18 protein-coding genes are annotated in these 16,795 nt (G+C 62.9%); all 18 read left to right on the top strand.

The features are described from left to right. Positions 1-11 precede the first annotated feature (11 nt). The 18 genes from nuoN to ureC all read left to right on the top strand — a co-directional run bounded on the left by nuoN (position 12) and on the right by ureC (position 16,776). A complete protein-coding gene (nuoN, locus tag PSUB009319_RS04800; protein WP_124381116.1) occupies positions 12-1,487 on the top strand; it encodes an NADH-quinone oxidoreductase subunit NuoN in 1,476 nt (491 codons plus the stop codon). Between the two features lie 13 nt (positions 1,488-1,500). Further along, positions 1,501-1,815: a DUF2818 family protein gene (locus PSUB009319_RS04795; RefSeq protein ID WP_124381115.1), complete on the top strand. Its 315-nt coding sequence runs from the start codon at positions 1,501-1,503 to the stop codon at positions 1,813-1,815. 44 nt (positions 1,816-1,859) lie between these two features. After that, positions 1,860-2,471 carry an NUDIX domain-containing protein gene (locus PSUB009319_RS04790; RefSeq protein ID WP_124381114.1) on the top strand — a complete coding sequence of 204 codons (612 nt, stop codon included), beginning with the start codon at positions 1,860-1,862 and terminating at the stop codon, positions 2,469-2,471. A gap of 136 nt (positions 2,472-2,607) precedes the next feature. After that, positions 2,608-3,072: a DUF1178 family protein gene (locus tag PSUB009319_RS04785; RefSeq protein ID WP_124381113.1), complete on the top strand. Its 465-nt coding sequence runs from the start codon at positions 2,608-2,610 to the stop codon at positions 3,070-3,072. 209 nt (positions 3,073-3,281) lie between these two features. Beyond that, complete coding sequence (locus tag PSUB009319_RS04780; protein ID WP_124381112.1) at positions 3,282-4,478, top strand: acyl-CoA dehydrogenase family protein; 1,197 nt, start codon at positions 3,282-3,284, stop codon at positions 4,476-4,478. Positions 4,479-4,502: 24 nt separating this feature from the next. Beyond that, positions 4,503-5,633 (top strand): acyl-CoA dehydrogenase family protein, encoded by a 1,131-nt coding sequence (locus PSUB009319_RS04775; protein WP_124381111.1) that lies wholly within the window; start codon positions 4,503-4,505, stop codon positions 5,631-5,633. 56 nt (positions 5,634-5,689) lie between these two features. Next, positions 5,690-6,160, top strand: a complete 471-nt coding sequence (locus tag PSUB009319_RS04770; protein WP_124381110.1) for a MaoC family dehydratase — start codon at positions 5,690-5,692, stop codon at positions 6,158-6,160. Between the two features lie 36 nt (positions 6,161-6,196). Beyond that, positions 6,197-6,676 carry a MaoC family dehydratase gene (locus tag PSUB009319_RS04765; RefSeq protein WP_124381109.1) on the top strand — a complete coding sequence of 160 codons (480 nt, stop codon included), beginning with the start codon at positions 6,197-6,199 and terminating at the stop codon, positions 6,674-6,676. 254 nt (positions 6,677-6,930) lie between these two features. Beyond that, positions 6,931-8,199 (top strand): urea ABC transporter substrate-binding protein, encoded by a 1,269-nt coding sequence (urtA, locus tag PSUB009319_RS04760; protein WP_124381108.1) that lies wholly within the window; start codon positions 6,931-6,933, stop codon positions 8,197-8,199. Between the two features lie 104 nt (positions 8,200-8,303). Next, complete coding sequence (urtB, locus tag PSUB009319_RS04755; RefSeq protein WP_124381107.1) at positions 8,304-9,923, top strand: urea ABC transporter permease subunit UrtB; 1,620 nt, start codon at positions 8,304-8,306, stop codon at positions 9,921-9,923. Between the two features lie 3 nt (positions 9,924-9,926). After that, entirely contained in the window at positions 9,927-11,111 is a 1,185-nt protein-coding gene (urtC, locus tag PSUB009319_RS04750) for an urea ABC transporter permease subunit UrtC (protein WP_124381106.1), read from the top strand. Next, entirely contained in the window at positions 11,108-11,971 is an 864-nt protein-coding gene (gene urtD / locus PSUB009319_RS04745) for an urea ABC transporter ATP-binding protein UrtD (protein WP_124381105.1), read from the top strand. The genes urtC and urtD overlap by 4 nt, the downstream gene beginning before the upstream one ends. An 11-nt stretch (positions 11,972-11,982) precedes the next feature. Then, positions 11,983-12,675 carry an urea ABC transporter ATP-binding subunit UrtE gene (gene urtE / locus PSUB009319_RS04740; protein ID WP_124381104.1) on the top strand — a complete coding sequence of 231 codons (693 nt, stop codon included), beginning with the start codon at positions 11,983-11,985 and terminating at the stop codon, positions 12,673-12,675. 146 nt (positions 12,676-12,821) lie between these two features. Then, positions 12,822-13,709 carry an urease accessory protein UreD gene (locus PSUB009319_RS04735; protein WP_124381103.1) on the top strand — a complete coding sequence of 296 codons (888 nt, stop codon included), beginning with the start codon at positions 12,822-12,824 and terminating at the stop codon, positions 13,707-13,709. 43 nt (positions 13,710-13,752) lie between these two features. Next, a complete protein-coding gene (locus PSUB009319_RS04730) occupies positions 13,753-14,055 on the top strand; it encodes an urease subunit gamma (protein ID WP_124381102.1) in 303 nt (100 codons plus the stop codon). 34 nt (positions 14,056-14,089) lie between these two features. After that, positions 14,090-14,707, top strand: coding sequence for a HupE/UreJ family protein (locus tag PSUB009319_RS04725; RefSeq protein WP_124381101.1), 618 nt, complete (start codon positions 14,090-14,092; stop codon positions 14,705-14,707). A gap of 10 nt (positions 14,708-14,717) precedes the next feature. After that, the gene (locus tag PSUB009319_RS04720) at positions 14,718-15,035 is read left to right on the top strand and encodes an urease subunit beta (protein ID WP_124381100.1); all 318 of its coding nucleotides are present in this window, start codon (positions 14,718-14,720) and stop codon (positions 15,033-15,035) included. Between the two features lie 22 nt (positions 15,036-15,057). Further along, the gene (gene ureC, locus PSUB009319_RS04715; RefSeq protein WP_124381099.1) at positions 15,058-16,776 is read left to right on the top strand and encodes an urease subunit alpha; all 1,719 of its coding nucleotides are present in this window, start codon (positions 15,058-15,060) and stop codon (positions 16,774-16,776) included. Positions 16,777-16,795 lie beyond the last annotated feature (19 nt).

Here is a 16,795-nt window from a genome sequence, read left to right as displayed (position 1 = left end):
GAGAAGAAACTATGCAATCGTCCCCCTCCATTGCGGCTGTTGCCCCAATCATTTTTCTCGCGCTAGGCATTGGTGCCGTCAACTGGATTGATCTGGCGCGCGGCAGCAACCGCAGCAGTGTCGCCTATCCGGTGTCGCTGGTGATCACTCTGGTGCTGACCGTCTGGTTCGGGCTGAATGCAGCGTCCGGTGAAACGCACTACGTTTTCGGCAACATGGCCGTGATCGATCCGATGGCCAATGTGTTGTCGTCGTTCTGTTCTCTGGCGCTATTCGCCACGCTGGTCTATACGCGTCGCTACCTGGCTGACCGCGACATGTATGCAGGTGAGTTCTACATGTTCGCCTTGTTTACGCTGGGCGGCCAAGTGGTGATGATCACGGGCAACAACTTTCTGGTGCTGTATCTGGGCCTGGAACTGCTGTCGTTGGCCTCGTACACGCTGGTTGCATTGCGCCGCCGCTCGAACGTGTCGTCCGAATCGGCGATGAAGTATTTCATTCTGGGTGCCTTGGCATCGGGCCTGCTGTTGTACGGTATGTCGATGCTGTACGGTGCCACCGGCACGCTGGAACTGGGCAAGGTGTTCGACGCCATCAAGAATGGCGAAGTCAACAAGACGATCCTCGTGTTCGGCGTGGTGTTTATCGTTGCGGGTCTTGCGTTCAAGCTCGGCGTGGCGCCGTTCCATATGTGGGTGCCTGACGTCTATCAAGGTTCGCCGACTGCGGTGACGCTGCTGATTGCCGGCGCGCCGAAGGTGGCCGCATTTGCGATGACGCTGCGCATTCTGGTGGAAGGCCTGCTGCCGCTGGCATTTGACTGGCAGAACATGCTTATCGTACTGGCCGTTGTTTCGCTGGCGGTGGGCAACATCACCGGCGTGGTGCAGACCAATTTCAAGCGTCTGCTGGGCTATTCGACGGTCTCGCATATGGGCTTTCTGCTGTTGGGCATGGTGTCGGGTGTGAGTTCCGGCAAGCCGGACCTGACGGCTCAGGCCTACAGCGCATCAATGTTCTACGCCATCACCTATGTGCTCACTACAGTGGGCGCCTTCGGCATGATTCTGCTGCTGTCCCGCAAGGGCTATGAGGCAGAAGAGATTGCTGACCTGAAGGGCTTGTCGAAGAAGAGTCCGTGGTTTGCGCTGCTGATGCTGTTCATCATGATGTCGTTGGCAGGTTTGCCGCCCACCGTTGGTTTCTACGCCAAGCTGTCGGTGTTGGGCGCGGTGGTCGATGCGGGCATGCCGTGGCTGGCCATCGTGGCGGTACTGTTCTCGCTGGTGGGTGCGTTCTACTACCTGCGCGTTATCAAGGTCATATACTTCGACGCACCGGCCGACGAAGGCCCGGTGGAAGCCACTTTCGGACTGCGTTCCCTGCTGTCGATCAACGGCCTGCTGGTGCTGCTGCTGGGTATTTTCCCGGCCGGCCTGATGGCCATGTGCTACCAGGCGATCCGCCTGACGCTGGCTTCGTAATCTGCCAAGCGCTATGAGCACATCGACGGGCGGTCTGTTTGTCATCGTGTTGGCACTGATCTGTGCCAACCTCCCGTTCGTCAACCAACGCGTGCTGGCCCTGGTGCCGGTACGCTGGCCGCGCAAGCCGTTCTGGCTGCGCGGCACCGAACTGATCGCCATGTACGTTGTGGTAGGGCTGATCGGCTTCGGTATCGAATCGAGCCAAGGCAATGCTTTTCCGCAAGGCTGGCAGTTTTACGCGATTACCGCTTGTCTGATGCTCGTGTTCGCGTTTCCCGGCTTTACGTGGCAATACCTGGTTCGTCACCCCCGCGATTCCCGTTAATTCCCGCCGGGCAGGTTCTCGCTGTCTCGGCATGAGAGAGCGCCATGTCCGATCACACTCCGCTGAACGCCACCCCTGACACGACGCAGGACCCGGACGCTGGTCTGCGCGAGACTCAGGTCGCATCCGCATTGATGCACCAAGGCAAGTTCCTCACGCTCAAACAGGACATCGTTCGCCTGCCGGACGGCCGCAATGCCAGCCGCGAATATCTGATCCATCCGGGCGCGGTGATGATGATCCCGCTGTTTGACGATGGCACCGTTCTGATGGAGCGTCAGTTCCGCTATCCAGTCGGCAAGGTGATGATCGAATTCCCGGCCGGCAAGCTCGACCCGCAGGAGGGTGCGCTCACATGCGGTAAGCGCGAGTTGCAAGAGGAAACTGGCTACACTGCCGAGCGCTGGGACCACCTCACACGCATCCACCCGGTTATTTCGTATTCCACCGAGTTCATCGATATCTATCTCGCGCGCGATCTTAAGGAGGGCGAGGCAATGCTCGATGAAGGCGAATTTCTCGAGACCTTCGTCACGCCGGCGGCTCAGTTGATCGACTGGGTGCGCGAGGGCAGGATTTCCGATGTGAAGACCATCATCGGCACGTTCTGGCTCGAGAAGATTCTGTCGGGTGCATGGACGCCAGGTGCAGCCTGAGCCTCTTGTATTGTCGTTTGACCACGCTGTTTTCCTGCTGTCACTACCTTAGTGAACGATCGTGCGAAAAAATTAGCACGATCGTTCACAAATTTTCGAATCGGGGATACACTCATCCCCATGCGCTGGACCGATCATGAAAGTGCTGGACCTCCGCTGTGCCAATGACCACCGCTTCGAAGGCTGGTTCGGCTCCGATGCCGATTTGCAATCGCAGCAAGAACGCGGGCTGTTGACGTGCCCGGTTTGCGGTCACAACGAGGTTGAGCGCTTGCCGAGTGCGCCGCGCCTGAATCTGTCGTCCTCACGTGCGGAGACCGCCCAGAAGAGCGGTGCCGCCAAGGCAGCCGAAGGCGAGGGCGGAGCGCCCGCAGCAGCCCTGCAACAGCTTTACCTGAAAGCTGTACGCCACGTTCTGGCAAACACCGAGGACGTTGGCGAACGGTTTGCAGAAGAGGCGCGCCGCATGCACTACAACGAGGCGCCGGAGCGGGGCATTCGCGGGACAACGTCTCGGGAGCAAGCGCAGGAGCTGGCAGAGGAAGGCATCGACGTGATGCCGCTGCTGGTGCCCGACGCGCTCAAGCAGCCCGTGCACTAGCTGCCCCGATCCCAGAGCCCGCTGACGATCCGTAGCGAGCGACTCGAGGTTGGACTGAGAAGCGAAGCCGTACAGGTGTACGGCGAGCATCGCCAGGCCAAGATCGGGGCGCGCACCAGGATCGTGGGCAGGCTCGCAGGTCCGCGCCGGTCCGACAGAATGTGCTTCGCCGATTTGCCACGGCGGAGCGCCAACCACAGGAGACAGGCATGGATCTGAACTACTCGGCGGCCGATGATGCGTTCCGCCAGGAAGTCCGCGGCTGGCTGGAAGCCAATCTGCCCAAGGACATTCAAGACAAGGTGTTGAACCACCGCCGCCTGAACCGCGAAGATTTCGTTCGCTGGCACAAGGCGCTCGCGGGCAAGGGCTGGTCGGTACCGCACTGGCCGGTCGAGTGGGGCGGCACTGGTTGGTCCCCCATCCAAAAACATATCTGGGACGAAGAATGTGCGCAGATTGGCGCGCCCGGCGTGCTGCCGTTCGGCGTCAGCATGGTCGCACCCGTCATCATGAAGTACGGCAACGAAGCGCAGAAGCGCTACTTCCTGCCGCGCATCGTTGATTGCACCGACTGGTGGTGCCAGGGTTACTCCGAGCCGGGCTCTGGCTCCGACCTCGCCTCGGTCAAGACGCGCGCAGTGCGTGAGGGCGATCACTACATCGTCAACGGCCAGAAGACCTGGACCACGCTCGGCCAGCACGCCGACATGATCTTCTGCCTGGTCCGCACCGACCCGGACGCCAAGAAGCAGGAGGGCATCTCGTTCCTGCTGATCGACATGAAGACGCCGGGCATCACCGTGCGCCCGATCATCATGTTGGACGAAGAGCATGAAGTGAACGAGGTGTTCTTCGACAACGTGAAGGTGCCGGTCGAAAACCTCATCGGCGATGAGAACCGCGGCTGGACATACGCCAAGTACCTGCTCGGCCACGAGCGCACCGGCATTGCACGCGTGGGTAACTCCAAGCGCGAGCTGGCGTTCCTCAAGCGCGTTGCGCTGCAGCACCAGAAGAACGGCAAGCCGTTGCTGCAGGACCCGGTATTCGGCGCCAAGGTGGCATCGCTGGAGATCGAACTGCTGGCGCTGGAGATGACGGTACTGCGCGTGGTGTCGAGCGAGAACGCTGGCAAGGGCCCCGGTCCCGAGGCGTCGCTGCTCAAGATCAAGGGCACGCAGATCCAGCAGATGCTGACCGAGCTGATGGTCGAGGCCGTGGGCCCGTACGCCCAGCCGTTCGACCCGAGCTACCTGGAAGGCGAGACCCTGCAGGCGGTGACAGGCGACAACGATGCCGCGCCGCTCGCGCCGTACTACTTCAACTATCGCAAGACCTCGATTTACGGCGGGTCGAACGAGATCCAGCGCAACATCATCTCGCAGATGATCCTTGGCGTCTGACCAGAACGGATAACGGAGACAAACATGGATTTCTCGTTCACCGACGAACAGAAGCAACTGGCCGATGCAGTGCGCCGCTTCATCGACAAGGACTATGGCTTCGAGGCACGCAACAAGATCGTGTACTCGCCCGAGGGCGTGTCGCAAAGCGCATGGGACAGCATTGCCGAGCTGGGTCTGACCGCCTTGCCGGTGCCGGAAGCGCAGGGCGGCTTTGATGGCCGCGCGATGGACCTGCTGGTGGTGATGCAGCAACTGGGGCGCGGCCTGGTGGTGGAGCCGTATCAGGCGACCGTGCTGGGCGCGCAGGCGCTCAAGCTCGCGGGCGGCCAGGATGCGCTGCTGGAAGAAGTGGCCGGCGGCGCCGTGAAGCTGGCCATCGCCTTTGGCGAGCCGCAATCGCGCTATGAACTCTTCAACGTGACCACACGCGCTGCACAGCAAGGCAGCGGCTGGGTGCTCACCGGTGAGAAAGCTGTGGTGGTGCACGGCGCGCAGGCCGACAAGCTGATCGTCTCGGCACGCACGGGTGGCGAGGCGCGTGATGCATCCGGCTTGTCGCTGTTTGTGGTTGACCGCGACGCAGCGGGTCTGACGATCAAGGATTACCGCACGATCGACAACCTGCATGCCGCTGATATCCGTTTCGATAACGCCCCCGCCACCTTGCTTGGCACGGCTGGCGACGCATGGGAAATCATCGACGCCGTGGCCGACCTGGGTTGCGTGTTGCTGTGCGCCGAGGCCGTCGGCCTGATCGATGCGCTGAATGCCGCGACGCTGGAATACACCAAGACGCGTCAGCAGTTTGGTGTGCCGATCGCGCGTTTCCAGGCGTTGCAGCATCGCATGGTTGACATGTTCATTCATGGCGAGCAGGCGCGTTCGATTACGTATCTGGCCGCTGCGCACTTTGAGGATGGCGATGCCGAGGCACGCCGCCGCTACGTGTCGGCTGCCAAGGCACGTGTCGGCCAGGCTGCGCGTGATGTCGGCCAGGAAGCGGTGCAGTTGCACGGCGGCATGGGCGTGACGAACGAGCTGCCGGCCGCGCACATGTTCAAGCGGCTGACGATGATCAACACGACGCTGGGCGACGTGGATCATCACCTGGCACGCTTCGCGTCGCTGCCGGGTTTCCAGGACGCAGCGTAAAAGCAACCTTCGGCGCCCCGCACCTCTGCGGGGCGTTGTCTTTTGGAGCGAACGACATGGCAGAAGCAACGCTACCGTACGATTTTTACTTCGACGATTTCGAAGTCGGCCGCACGCTGCAGATGGGCACGTACACCGTGACCGAAGAAGAGATCCTGACCTTTGCGCGGCAATATGATCCGCAGCCTTTCCACATCGACGAGGAAGCGGCCAAGCAGAGCATCTATGGCGGCATTATTTCGAGCGGCTGGATGACCTGCTCGATCATGATGCGGCTGATGGTGACGGGCTTTCTGGGCAAGGCGGCCAGCATGGGCTCGCCGGGCGTGGACGAAATCCGCTGGATGAAGCCGGTGTATCCGGGCGACACGCTGTCGGTGTCAAGCACGTGCATGGAGATCAAGCCGTCGCAGTCGAAGCCGGATCGCGGCGTAGCGATCAACCGCTGGGAAGCGCATAACCAGCGCGGTGAGCTGGTCTGCACGGTGACGGGCATGGGCCTGTTCGGCCGGCGCCCGAAGACTTGATGCACGTCGTCGCACAATAACAAGGAGACAACCCATATGCGCATCATCGAATCGCTCGACGAGCTGAAAGGACTGGTCGGCCAGGAAGTTGCGGTGAGTGACTGGACCGAGATCACGCAGCAGCAGGTCAACCTGTTTGCCGAGGCCACGGGCGATCATCAGTGGATTCACGTGGATGTGGAGCGCGCCAAGCGTGAGTCGCCGTTCGGGGCGCCGGTGGCACACGGCTTTCTGACGCTGTCGCTGCTGCCGATGCTGATGGCGAACGCGATTGCGATGTCTGACGTGAAGATGGGCGTGAACTACGGGCTGAACAAGGTCCGCTTCACGGCGCCGGTGCCCGTAGGTAGTCGCGTGCGTGCACGCGTGACGCTGCTGGAGATGGAAGTGCTGCCGCCGCTGCCGAATGCCCCCGCATTGGCCGGCGCTCAACTGACCTGGGCCGTCACCATTGAACGCGAAGGGCAGGAGCGCCCGGTCTGCGTGGCGGAATCGATCTCGCGGCGCTATTCCTGAGCCTCGTTTCTCGTATGACCCAAGGGCCGGCGCAATGCCGGCCTTTCTTTTTGCGCTTGCACTTCGGTTGTTTTGTGCTTGTTTGGGCGTGCCCCACGCGTGCGCATCGTGGCAGAGAAATGCGCGTAGTTGGCGCGCTTTCAGCACCGTTTTGGCGCGGATTTCCCTTCGAGCGAGCGAAAAACGATGGCACGGTAGTTGCAATTTTGACCTCGGGAGTCGTTCTCGCCATCAACAAAACCGAAGGAGCCGCAATGAAGCGTCGTGCGCTGTTGAAGCTGTCAGCCGTGGGTGCTGCAGCATTGTTGTCCGTGTCGAATTTTGCGTTTGCTCAGGCAAAAGAGCCGATCAAGGTTGGCATCCTGCACTCGCTGTCGGGCACGATGGCCATCTCCGAGACGTCGCTCAAAGACGTGGCGCTGATGACGATCGACGAGATCAACAAGAGCGGCGGCGTGCTGGGCCGCAAGCTGCAGCCGGTGGTGGTGGATCCGGCATCGAATTGGCCGCTGTTTGCCGAAAAGGCGCGCGGGCTGCTGACGCAGGACAAGGTCGCCGTCACGTTCGGCTGCTGGACATCGGTGTCGCGCAAGTCGGTGCTGCCGGTGTATGAGGAGCTGAACGGCCTGCTGTTCTACCCGGTGCAGTACGAAGGCGAAGAGATGTCGAAGAACGTCTTCTACACGGGTGCGGCGCCCAACCAGCAAGCCATTCCGGCCGTGGAATATCTGATGAGCAAGGAAGGCGGGGCTGCCAAGCGCTTCTTCCTGCTGGGCACCGACTACGTGTACCCGCGCACGACCAACAAGATCCTGCGCGCGTTCCTGCACAGCAAGGGCGTGAAGGACAGCGACATCGAAGAGGTCTACACGCCGTTCGGCCACTCCGATTACCAGACCATCGTTGCCAATATCAAGAAGTTCTCGCAGGGCGGCAAGACGGCTGTGATTTCCACCATCAACGGCGATTCGAACGTGCCGTTCTACAAGGAACTCGGCAACGCCGGTCTGAAAGCCAAGGACGTGCCGGTGGTGGCGTTCTCGGTGGGTGAGGAAGAACTGCGCGGCATTGATACGAAACCGCTGGCTGGCCAGCTCGCGGCATGGAATTACTTCATGTCGGTCAAGAACCCGGTGAACGACGATTTCAGGAAGAAGTGGGCCGCCTGGGTGAAGGCCAACAACCTGCCCGGCGGCGACAAGCGCGTGACCAACGACCCGATGGAGGCGACTTACGTCGGCATCATGATGTGGAAGCAGGCCGTCGAGAAGGCCGGTACCACCGACGTGGACAAGGTGCGCCAAGCGATGTACGGCCAGCAGTTCAAGGCACCGTCGGGCTTCACGCTGGTGATGAATAACAACCATCACCTGAGCAAGCCGGTGATGATTGGCGAGGTGCGTGGCGATGGCCAGTTCAACATCGTGTGGAAGACGCCGACGGTGATTCGCGCCAAGCCGTGGAGCCCGTATATCCCTGGCAACGAGGGCAAGCCTGACATGGTCGCAAGCGCGGCCAAGTGATGTGATGGTGGACCGGCCACGCGCCCTGCGTGGCCGACCCTTTGAACGATGCTGCACGACGTGGCGTGCCGGTTTTGGTGCCGGCCGCCACGCATCGGATTGCCATGATGCGCTTGTCCCGCTTTCTTGCTGCACTGCTGTGCGCGTTTTGTCTGGCTGCGATGCCCGCTGTATCAGCATGGGCAGCCGCACAACCTTTGACGCAGGCTGATCTCAAGCCGTTGGCCGAAGACGATTTCGACGCCAAGGTAAAGGCGCTCAATGCACTGGCTGCCGCGCCTGCTGAACAGGCTGGCCCCATCCTCCAGGCGCTGCAGAACGATGCGCTGTTCTTCGCGCCCGCCGCTGGCATGGTGCGCCAGGATGGCGCGCGCTATCTGGATGCGATCTCCGGCCAGCCCGTTACCGTCCGCGCAGATGATCTGCAATCGCTCACGCTGAACAATGCGCTGCGTGCGCAAGTCGACAGTGCGGCGAGCGGCTTCGTGTTGCAGTCGCCGGATCGTGCTGCACGCGCACAAGCCGTCGATACGCTGCTGGCGCATCCGGAGACGGCCTCGCGCCCGATTGTCGACGCTGCGCGCAAGCATGAGACCGATCCTGCATTGCGCACCAAGCTGCATCTGCTGTGGGCCAATCTTGCGCTCGACGATGGCACCCATGCGGAGAAGCTCGAAGCGCTGAAGTTGCTTGCGGGCGATACCAACCCGCAGACACGCCAACGCATCGCGCCGCTGCTCGCCAAGGACAGCGGTGCGAGTGATGACCTGCGCGCAGCCGCACAACAAGCCATCGACAGCCTGTCCGCGCAGGAGCGCAAGGCGGAGCTGGTCGGTAACCTGTTCGCGGGCCTGAGCCTGGGCTCTGTGCTGTTGCTCGCCGCGCTGGGGCTGGCGATCACCTACGGCCTGATCGGCGTCATCAACATGGCGCACGGTGAATTCCTGATGATCGGCGCATATGCCACCTACGTGGTGCAGACGATTTTTCGCAACGACTTTCCGAATGCGTTCGACTGGTATCTGCCTGCCGCACTGCCTGTGGCATTTCTGGCAGCGGCTGTTGTCGGTTTTACGCTGGAGCGTTTGGTACTGCGCCATCTCTATGGCCGCCCGCTGGAAACGCTGCTCGCCACCTTCGGGGTCAGCCTGCTGCTGATGCAGGCCGTGCGCTCGATCTTCGGCGCGCAGAACGTTGAGGTGGCCAACCCGAGCTGGATGAGCGGCGGCATTGCGCTGTATCCGGGGTTGATCCTGCCGTACAACCGGCTCGTGATTCTGCTGTTTGCACTGGCCGTGGTAGCGATTGCGTGGGCGGTGCTCAACCGCACGCGCTTGGGCTTGTTCGTGCGTGCCACCACGCAGAACCGTACGATGGCGGCCTGCGTGGGCGTGCGCACCTGGAAGGTCGACAGCTACGCGTTTGCCTTCGGTGCCGGTATTGCCGGGCTGGGCGGTTGCGCGCTCTCGCAGATCGGCAATGTCGGGCCCGATCTTGGCCAGAGCTACATCATCGATTCGTTCATGGCCGTGGTGCTGGGCGGGGTGGGGCAACTGGCGGGCACCATCATCGGTGCATTTGGGCTGGGGCTCATCAACAAGTTCATCGAGCCGTTCTATGGCGCGGTGCTGGCGAAGATCATCGTGCTGGTGCTGATCGTGCTGTTCATCCAGAAGCGTCCGCAGGGGCTGTTTGCCCTCAAGGGCCGCAGCGCTGAGGCCTGACCCATGAACACGGCCACGTTCTCTCTCGATATTCCGGCGCGCATGCCGCTGCTGTCGCGGCGCGGGTGGTCTGCGCTGGTGCTGGTGTCGCTTATCGTCTGCATTGGCGCGCCGGTGTGCGCGCTGCTGGTGCCGGAGGGCAGCCCGCTGCATCTGTCGGCCTATGCGCTCACGCTCGTCGGCAAGATCATGTGCTACGCGCTGGCAGCATTGGCGCTCGACTTGGTGTGGGGTTACTGCGGGATCCTCAGCCTTGGTCATGGCGTGTTCTTCGCGCTGGGCGGCTATGCCATGGGCATGTACCTCATGCGCTCCATCGGCCGTGAAGGCGTGTACAAGAGCGACCTGCCGGATTTCATGGTGTTCCTTGACTGGAAGGAACTGCCCTGGTTCTGGCACGGCACCGGGCATTTCGCCTGGGCGATGCTGCTGGTGATGCTTGTGCCGGGCGTGCTGGCGTGGCTGTTCGGCTTCTTCGCCTTCCGCTCGCGCGTGAAGGGCGTGTACCTGTCGATCATCACGCAAGCGATGACGTACGCGGCCATGCTGCTGTTCTTCCGCAACGAAACAGGCTTTGGCGGCAACAACGGCTTTACGGATTTCAAGCGCATCCTTGGCTTCCCGATCTCCGCATTGCCGACACGCGCGGTGCTGTTCGTCGCCACGTTTATCACGCTGGTGCTGGCGTTCATTGCCTGCCGCGCAATCGTCACCTCAAAGTTCGGGCGCGTGGTCACGGCCATCCGCGATGCCGAAGCGCGCGTGATGTTTTCAGGCTACAACCCGCTCGGCTACAAGCTGTTCGTGTGGACGTTCTCGGCCGTGCTGTGCGGCATTGCGGGCGCACTGTATGTGCCGCAGGTCGGCATCATCAACCCGGGCGAGATGTCGCCGGGCAATTCGATCGAGATGGCCGTGTGGGTGGCCGTGGGCGGGCGCGGCACGTTGATCGGCCCGATCATCGGCGCGTTCCTCGTCAACGGTGCCAAGACGCTGCTGACGGCATGGGTGCCGGAGTACTGGCTGTTCGTGCTCGGCGCGATCTTCGTGCTGGTAACGCTGTATCTGCCGAATGGCGTGCTGGGTGTGTTGGGCAAGCTGCGCATGCAGAAGCGCACGCCGGCCCAGAGCAACGCGCGTGAAGCCGCAACAGCCACCGCTACACCCTCCGCCGGAGACCGCGCATGAGCACCATCACCGAGCTCCCCGACCGTGCGCAGGAGGGCAACTTCAGCGGCACCGCTACCGGCATGGGCCACGTGGTCGAGCCGGACACGATTGACGTCTCGCACGGCGCCATCCTGTATCTCGAAGACGTGACAGTGCGCTTTGGCGGCTTTCGCGCGCTGAATGCGCTCACGCTCTCCATTGACCACGGGGAGTTGCGTTGCATCATCGGCCCCAACGGCGCGGGCAAGACCACGATGATGGACGTGATTACCGGCAAGACCGGCCCGCGCAATGCAGACGTCACGGGCCGCGTCTTCCTTGGGCAGAGCATCGACCTGCTGCGCCTGACCGAGCCGCGTATTGCGCAGATCGGCATTGGCCGCAAGTTTCAGAAGCCCACTGTGTTCGAGCAGCACACTGTGTGGGAGAACCTGGAACTGGCAATGAAGGCCGACAAGCGCTGGTGGGTGTCGTTGGGTGCGCGCTTGCTGAGCGCTGGCCGCCAGCGCATCGAAGAAACGCTCGGCCGCATCCATCTGGAGGCCGAGGCGTATCGGCCCGCCGGACTGCTCTCGCACGGCCAGAAACAGCGGCTGGAAATTGGCATGCTGCTGATGCAGCAGCCGCAACTGTTGCTGCTCGACGAGCCTGTTGCCGGCATGACCGATGAAGAGACGATGCAGCTCGCTGCGTTGCTCAACGGCCTGTGCGGCACATGCTCGATCATGGTGGTGGAGCACGACATGGAGTTTGTTGCCGCGCTGGCGGGGGAGACGGGCCGTGTGACGGTGCTGGCTGAGGGCAGCGTCCTGGCCGAGGGCACGCTCGAAGCCGTCAAGCGTGACGAGCGCGTGATCGAATCGTATTTGGGGCGCTAAGGACATACGCGATGCTGCAGATCCAGCAACTGAACCAGTTCTACGGCGGCAGTCACATCCTGCGCAATGTCAGCTTTGAGGTGCCGCAGGCCAGGCTGACGACGCTGCTCGGCCGCAACGGCGTGGGCAAGACGACGCTGCTCAAATGCCTGATGGGTGTGGTGCCCGCTGCCAGCGGCGTGATCGATTGGGAAGGGCGCGCCATTCAAAAATTACCGGCCTACGAGCGTGTCTCGCAGGGGCTCGCCTATGTGCCGCAGGGCCGGGAGATTTTTCCGCGCCTGACGGTGGAAGAGAACTTGCTGATCGGCGCCGCAGCCAAGCGTGCGCCGTCCGGGGTGCCGGATTCCATCTACGCGCTGTTCCCCGTGCTCAAGGAGATGAAGGGCCGGCGCGGCGGCGACCTGTCCGGCGGCCAGCAGCAGCAACTGGCCATCGGCCGCGCGCTGATGAGCCAGCCGCGCTTGCTGATCCTGGACGAGCCGACCGAGGGCATCCAGCCGTCGATCATTCAGGAGATTGGCCGCACGCTGCGCCGGCTGGTAGACGAGTTCGGCATGTCGATACTGCTGGTTGAGCAGTACTACGACTTTGCCCGCAGCATTGCCGACCGCTACGTTGTCATAAGCCGCGGTGAGGTCATTGCCAATGGCGACGGCGCCAACATGGAAGCCGACGGTGTACGGGATCTCGTTGCTGTTTGACGCACAGATGTCTGGCGAAAAAAGTCGAGTGCGAAACCGTTGGCATCTGGCTATGATGGAAAACCTTTCCGTTTGCTTAGGTTTGGTTCTCATATGAAACGTGCGCCAGCGCGGCTCAGATGAGTATCGACCCGTTTGCATGACCGATGCGCCATCCCGATTTCCCTGTCCCGCCGCAGGCCACCGCATTTGCATCCTGGGAGGCCTCACTGCGCCTGGCGTTTGCGCGGCGCGGTGAGCGCACCGTGCTGGCCGCTTGCCGGCACCAGGGGCCGCTACGGGTGCAGAAGGCGCTGTATCCGGAAGGCGAGGGTGTGTGCCACGCAGTGATGCTGCACCCGCCCGCAGGCATTGCCGGCGGCGATGTGCTCGATATCGATATCGAGCTGGGCGCCAACGCACATGCGGTGCTCACCACGCCCGGCGCCACCAAGTGGTACAAGTCGCTCGGCCGCACGGCCGCGCAGCGTGTTGCCATTCGCGCGGGCGAGGGCGCGCGGCTCGACTGGCTGCCGCAAGAGAACATCGTCTTCAACCAGGCGCGCCCGGTCATCACCCTGACGCTGGACCTGGCGCCCGGTGCCACCGCCATCGGTTGGGACACCACCATGCTTGGCCGCCATGCAGCGGGCGAATCGTGGGCCGACGGCCATATCGCCATGCGCACCGAACTGCGCTGCAAGGGCCAGCCGCTGTGGATCGAATCCGCCGCATTTGATGCGCAATCGCCTATGTTGAGCGCGACAACGGGCATGGCCGGTTTCCACGTTATCGGCACGCTGTGGGCCGTGGGCGAAGGCGCGACCGAGGCCTTGGCCGAGGCGATGGCCGAACACCTGCCATACAACGCCGACCTGCGCGCGGGCGTCACGTGTCTGACGCAAGACGCGCCCGGCCTGCCGAACGTGCTGCTACTGCGCGTGCTCGCACGCCGGCCCGAAGATGCACGCGCATTGCTGTCGCAGACATGGCTGGCGCTGCGTGAACCGATGCACGGCGTAGTGGGCCGTCCGCTGCGTTTGTGGGCGACGTGACCTCGCGCCACCCGACCTAGACCCTCACCAAAGAGAGCCCCTCGTGGAACTGACCCCGCGCGAAAAAGACAAGCTACTGATCTTCACCGCTGCCTTGCTGGCCGAGCGCCGCAAGGGCCGTGGCCTCAAGCTCAACTACCCGGAAGCCGTCGCCTTTATCAGCGCCGCCATCATGGAAGGCGCACGCGACGGCAGGACGGTGGCCGACCTGATGCACTACGGCACGACGCTGCTCACCCGCAATGACGTGATGGATGGCGTGGCCGAGATGATTCCCGACATCCAGGTCGAGGCGACGTTTCCGGACGGCACCAAGCTGGTGACTGTCCACCATCCGATTGTCTGAAGTCTGCATGCCACGCACCACAACGAGTTCTGTCATGACGCCTACCCTGTCTCGCTTCATTCGGCCCGCTGCGGCCATTGCACTTACGTTTGGCGCGTCCATCGCCTTTGCCCACCCGGGCCCTGCGGGACATACCGCCGGGGGCAGCCTGCTCGCCGGTTTCCTGCATCCGCTGACGGGCGCTGATCACCTGCTGGCAATGGTGGCCGTTGGCGTGTGGAGCGCATTGGCTTCGCGCTCGGTGCGCGATGCGCTGTGGGCGCCGGTCGCGTTTGTTGCGCTGATGGCGATGGGCGCATGGCTCGGTGCAGGCGGCATGGCATTGCCGATGACCGAGCCGATGATCGCCGCATCGCTGCTGGTGTTCGGCCTGCTGATTGCCACCAGCACGCAGATGCCGACGTGGGCCGGTGCGCTGCTGTGCGGCGCGTTCGCGCTGTTCCACGGCTTTGCGCACGGCACGGAATTCCCGGCAGCGGCGCAGGCGATGTTCCCGACCTTCGTCGGCGGCTTTGCCGCGGCGACGGCGCTGCTGCATACCGCAGGGATTGCCGTGGGGTTCGCGCTCAAGCCGCGTCTGGCGTGGCTGGCGCGTCTATCGGGTGTAGGCGTGGCGCTCTACGGCGCTGGCCTGCTGGTGGCGGCTGTCTAAGGGGCGCGACATGATCCCCGGAGAACTCCTGCCGCAAGACGGCGATCTCGAACTCAACGCAGGCCGGCCCACGCTGACGGTGACGGTGGCCAACACCGGCGACCGCCCGGTGCAGATCGGTTCGCACTACCACTTCTATGAAGTCAACGATGCGCTGCACTTTGACCGCGAAGCGACGCGCGGCTACCGGCTCAACATCGCAGCCGGCACGGCCGTGCGTTTCGAGCCGGGGCAGGAGCGCACAGTTGAGTTGGTTGCACTGGCCGGCGACCGCGTGGTCTACGGCTTTGCTGGCCGCGTGATGGGACCACTGCAGGGCAAGCTGTGAAGTTGACGCAGAAGGAACGGACATGACACTCAAGATCAACCGCCGTGCTTACGCAGAAATGTTCGGCCCCACCACGGGCGATCGCATCCGCCTGGCCGACACTGAGCTGATCGTCGAAGTCGAACGCGATTACACGATCTACGGCGAGGAGGTGAAATTTGGCGGGGGCAAGGTCATCCGCGACGGCATGGGCCAGAGCCAGCGCGAATCAAAAGACTGCGCCGACACCGTCATCACCAACGCGCTGATCATCGACCACTGGGGCATCGTCAAGGCGGACATCGGCTTGAAGCACGGCCGTATCGCCGCGATCGGCAAGGCGGGCAACCCGGACATCCAGCCCGGCGTGACCATCGTCATTGGCCCGGGCACCGAGATCATCGCGGGCGAGGGCATGATCGTCACGGCCGGTGGTGTCGACACGCACATTCACTTCATCTGCCCGCAGCAGATTGACGAAGCGCTCAACAGCGGCGTGACGACGATGATCGGCGGCGGCACGGGCCCTGCCACCGGCACCTACGCCACCACCTGCACGCCGGGGCCGTGGTACATGCAGCGCATGCTGCAGGCGGCGGATGCATACCCCATGAACATCGGTTTTCTGGGCAAGGGCAACGCCAGCCTGCCGAACGCGCTGCGCGAGCAGATCGACGCGGGCGCCATCGGCCTGAAGCTGCATGAAGACTGGGGCTCCACGCCTGCCGCCATCGATTGCTGTCTGGGCGTGGCCGACGACACCGACACGCAGGTCGCCATCCACACCGATACGCTGAACGAATCCGGTTTTGTCGAGGCGACCATCGCCGCATTCAAGGGCCGCACGATCCACACGTACCACACCGAAGGCGCGGGCGGCGGGCACGCGCCCGACATCATCCGCGTGTGCGGTGAATCAAACGTGCTGCCGTCGTCGACCAACCCGACGCGGCCGTTCACCGTCAACACGCTGGACGAGCACCTCGACATGCTCATGGTGTGCCACCACCTTGATGCATCAATTGCCGAAGACATCGCCTTTGCCGAGAGCCGCATCCGCCGCGAGACGATTGCCGCTGAAGACATCCTGCACGACCTGGGCGCGTTCTCCATGATCTCCAGCGATTCGCAGGCGATGGGCCGCGTGGGCGAAGTCGTGCTGCGCACCTGGCAGACCGCGCACAAGATGAAGGTGCAGCGCGGCAAGCTGGCGGGCGACCCGAACGATGCACGTGGCGGACACGACAACTTTCGCGTCAAGCGCTACGTGGCGAAGTACACGATCAACCCGGCGCTCACGCATGGCATTGCGCATGAAGTCGGCTCTGTCGAGGTTGGCAAGTGGGCAGACCTGGTGCTGTGGAAGCCGGCGTTCTTTGGGGTGAAGCCGAGCCTGATCCTGAAGGGGGGCATGATCGCCTCGGCCGCGATGGGCGATGCCAATGCGTCGATTCCCACGCCGCAGCCTGTTCACTACCGACCGATGTTCGGATCGGCCGGCGGGGCGCTGGGGCGCACGTCGCTGACCTTCCTGTCGCAATCGGCAGCCCAAGCGGGCGTTGCAGAAAGCTATGGCTTGTCCAAGACCACCGCCGTGGTCAAGGGCACCCGCAGCGTCACCAAGGCGCACATGATTCATAACGACTGGCAGCCGGATATCAGCGTGGATCCGGAGACGTATCAGGTGGTGGCTGACGGCATGGTGCTGACGTGTGAGCCGGCTGAGGTGTTGCCGATGGCGCAGCGGTATTTCTTGTTTTAGGTTTTGCCGGGGTTTGGGC

The organism is Ralstonia sp. SET104 (assembly GCF_003851545.1).
In the GTDB taxonomy this organism is placed as follows: domain Bacteria; phylum Pseudomonadota; class Gammaproteobacteria; order Burkholderiales; family Burkholderiaceae; genus Ralstonia.
Note: the sequence above shows the minus strand (reverse complement) of the source record. Positions and strands in the feature narration are given on the sequence as shown.

Excerpts from the sequence above, each read along its gene's own strand:
- PSUB009319_RS04785 (WP_124381113.1), top strand. The coding sequence starts at position 2,608 with ATGAAAGTGCTGGACCTCCGCTGTGCCAATGACCACCGCTTCGAAGGC.
- urtA (WP_124381108.1), top strand. The coding sequence starts at position 6,931 with ATGAAGCGTCGTGCGCTGTTGAAGCTGTCAGCCGTGGGTGCTGCAGCA.
- PSUB009319_RS04780 (WP_124381112.1), top strand. The coding sequence starts at position 3,282 with ATGGATCTGAACTACTCGGCGGCCGATGATGCGTTCCGCCAGGAAGTC.
- PSUB009319_RS04765 (WP_124381109.1), top strand. The coding sequence starts at position 6,197 with ATGCGCATCATCGAATCGCTCGACGAGCTGAAAGGACTGGTCGGCCAG.
- urtD (WP_124381105.1), top strand. The coding sequence starts at position 11,108 with ATGAGCACCATCACCGAGCTCCCCGACCGTGCGCAGGAGGGCAACTTC.
- urtB (WP_124381107.1), top strand. The coding sequence starts at position 8,304 with ATGATGCGCTTGTCCCGCTTTCTTGCTGCACTGCTGTGCGCGTTTTGT.
- PSUB009319_RS04735 (WP_124381103.1), top strand. The coding sequence starts at position 12,822 with ATGCGCCATCCCGATTTCCCTGTCCCGCCGCAGGCCACCGCATTTGCA.
- ureC (WP_124381099.1), top strand. The coding sequence starts at position 15,058 with ATGACACTCAAGATCAACCGCCGTGCTTACGCAGAAATGTTCGGCCCC.
- PSUB009319_RS04770 (WP_124381110.1), top strand. The coding sequence starts at position 5,690 with ATGGCAGAAGCAACGCTACCGTACGATTTTTACTTCGACGATTTCGAA.
- PSUB009319_RS04790 (WP_124381114.1), top strand. The coding sequence starts at position 1,860 with ATGTCCGATCACACTCCGCTGAACGCCACCCCTGACACGACGCAGGAC.
- nuoN (WP_124381116.1), top strand. The coding sequence starts at position 12 with ATGCAATCGTCCCCCTCCATTGCGGCTGTTGCCCCAATCATTTTTCTC.
- urtE (WP_124381104.1), top strand. The coding sequence starts at position 11,983 with ATGCTGCAGATCCAGCAACTGAACCAGTTCTACGGCGGCAGTCACATC.
- PSUB009319_RS04725 (WP_124381101.1), top strand. The coding sequence starts at position 14,090 with ATGACGCCTACCCTGTCTCGCTTCATTCGGCCCGCTGCGGCCATTGCA.
- urtC (WP_124381106.1), top strand. The coding sequence starts at position 9,927 with ATGAACACGGCCACGTTCTCTCTCGATATTCCGGCGCGCATGCCGCTG.
- PSUB009319_RS04720 (WP_124381100.1), top strand. The coding sequence starts at position 14,718 with ATGATCCCCGGAGAACTCCTGCCGCAAGACGGCGATCTCGAACTCAAC.
- PSUB009319_RS04775 (WP_124381111.1), top strand. The coding sequence starts at position 4,503 with ATGGATTTCTCGTTCACCGACGAACAGAAGCAACTGGCCGATGCAGTG.
- PSUB009319_RS04795 (WP_124381115.1), top strand. The coding sequence starts at position 1,501 with ATGAGCACATCGACGGGCGGTCTGTTTGTCATCGTGTTGGCACTGATC.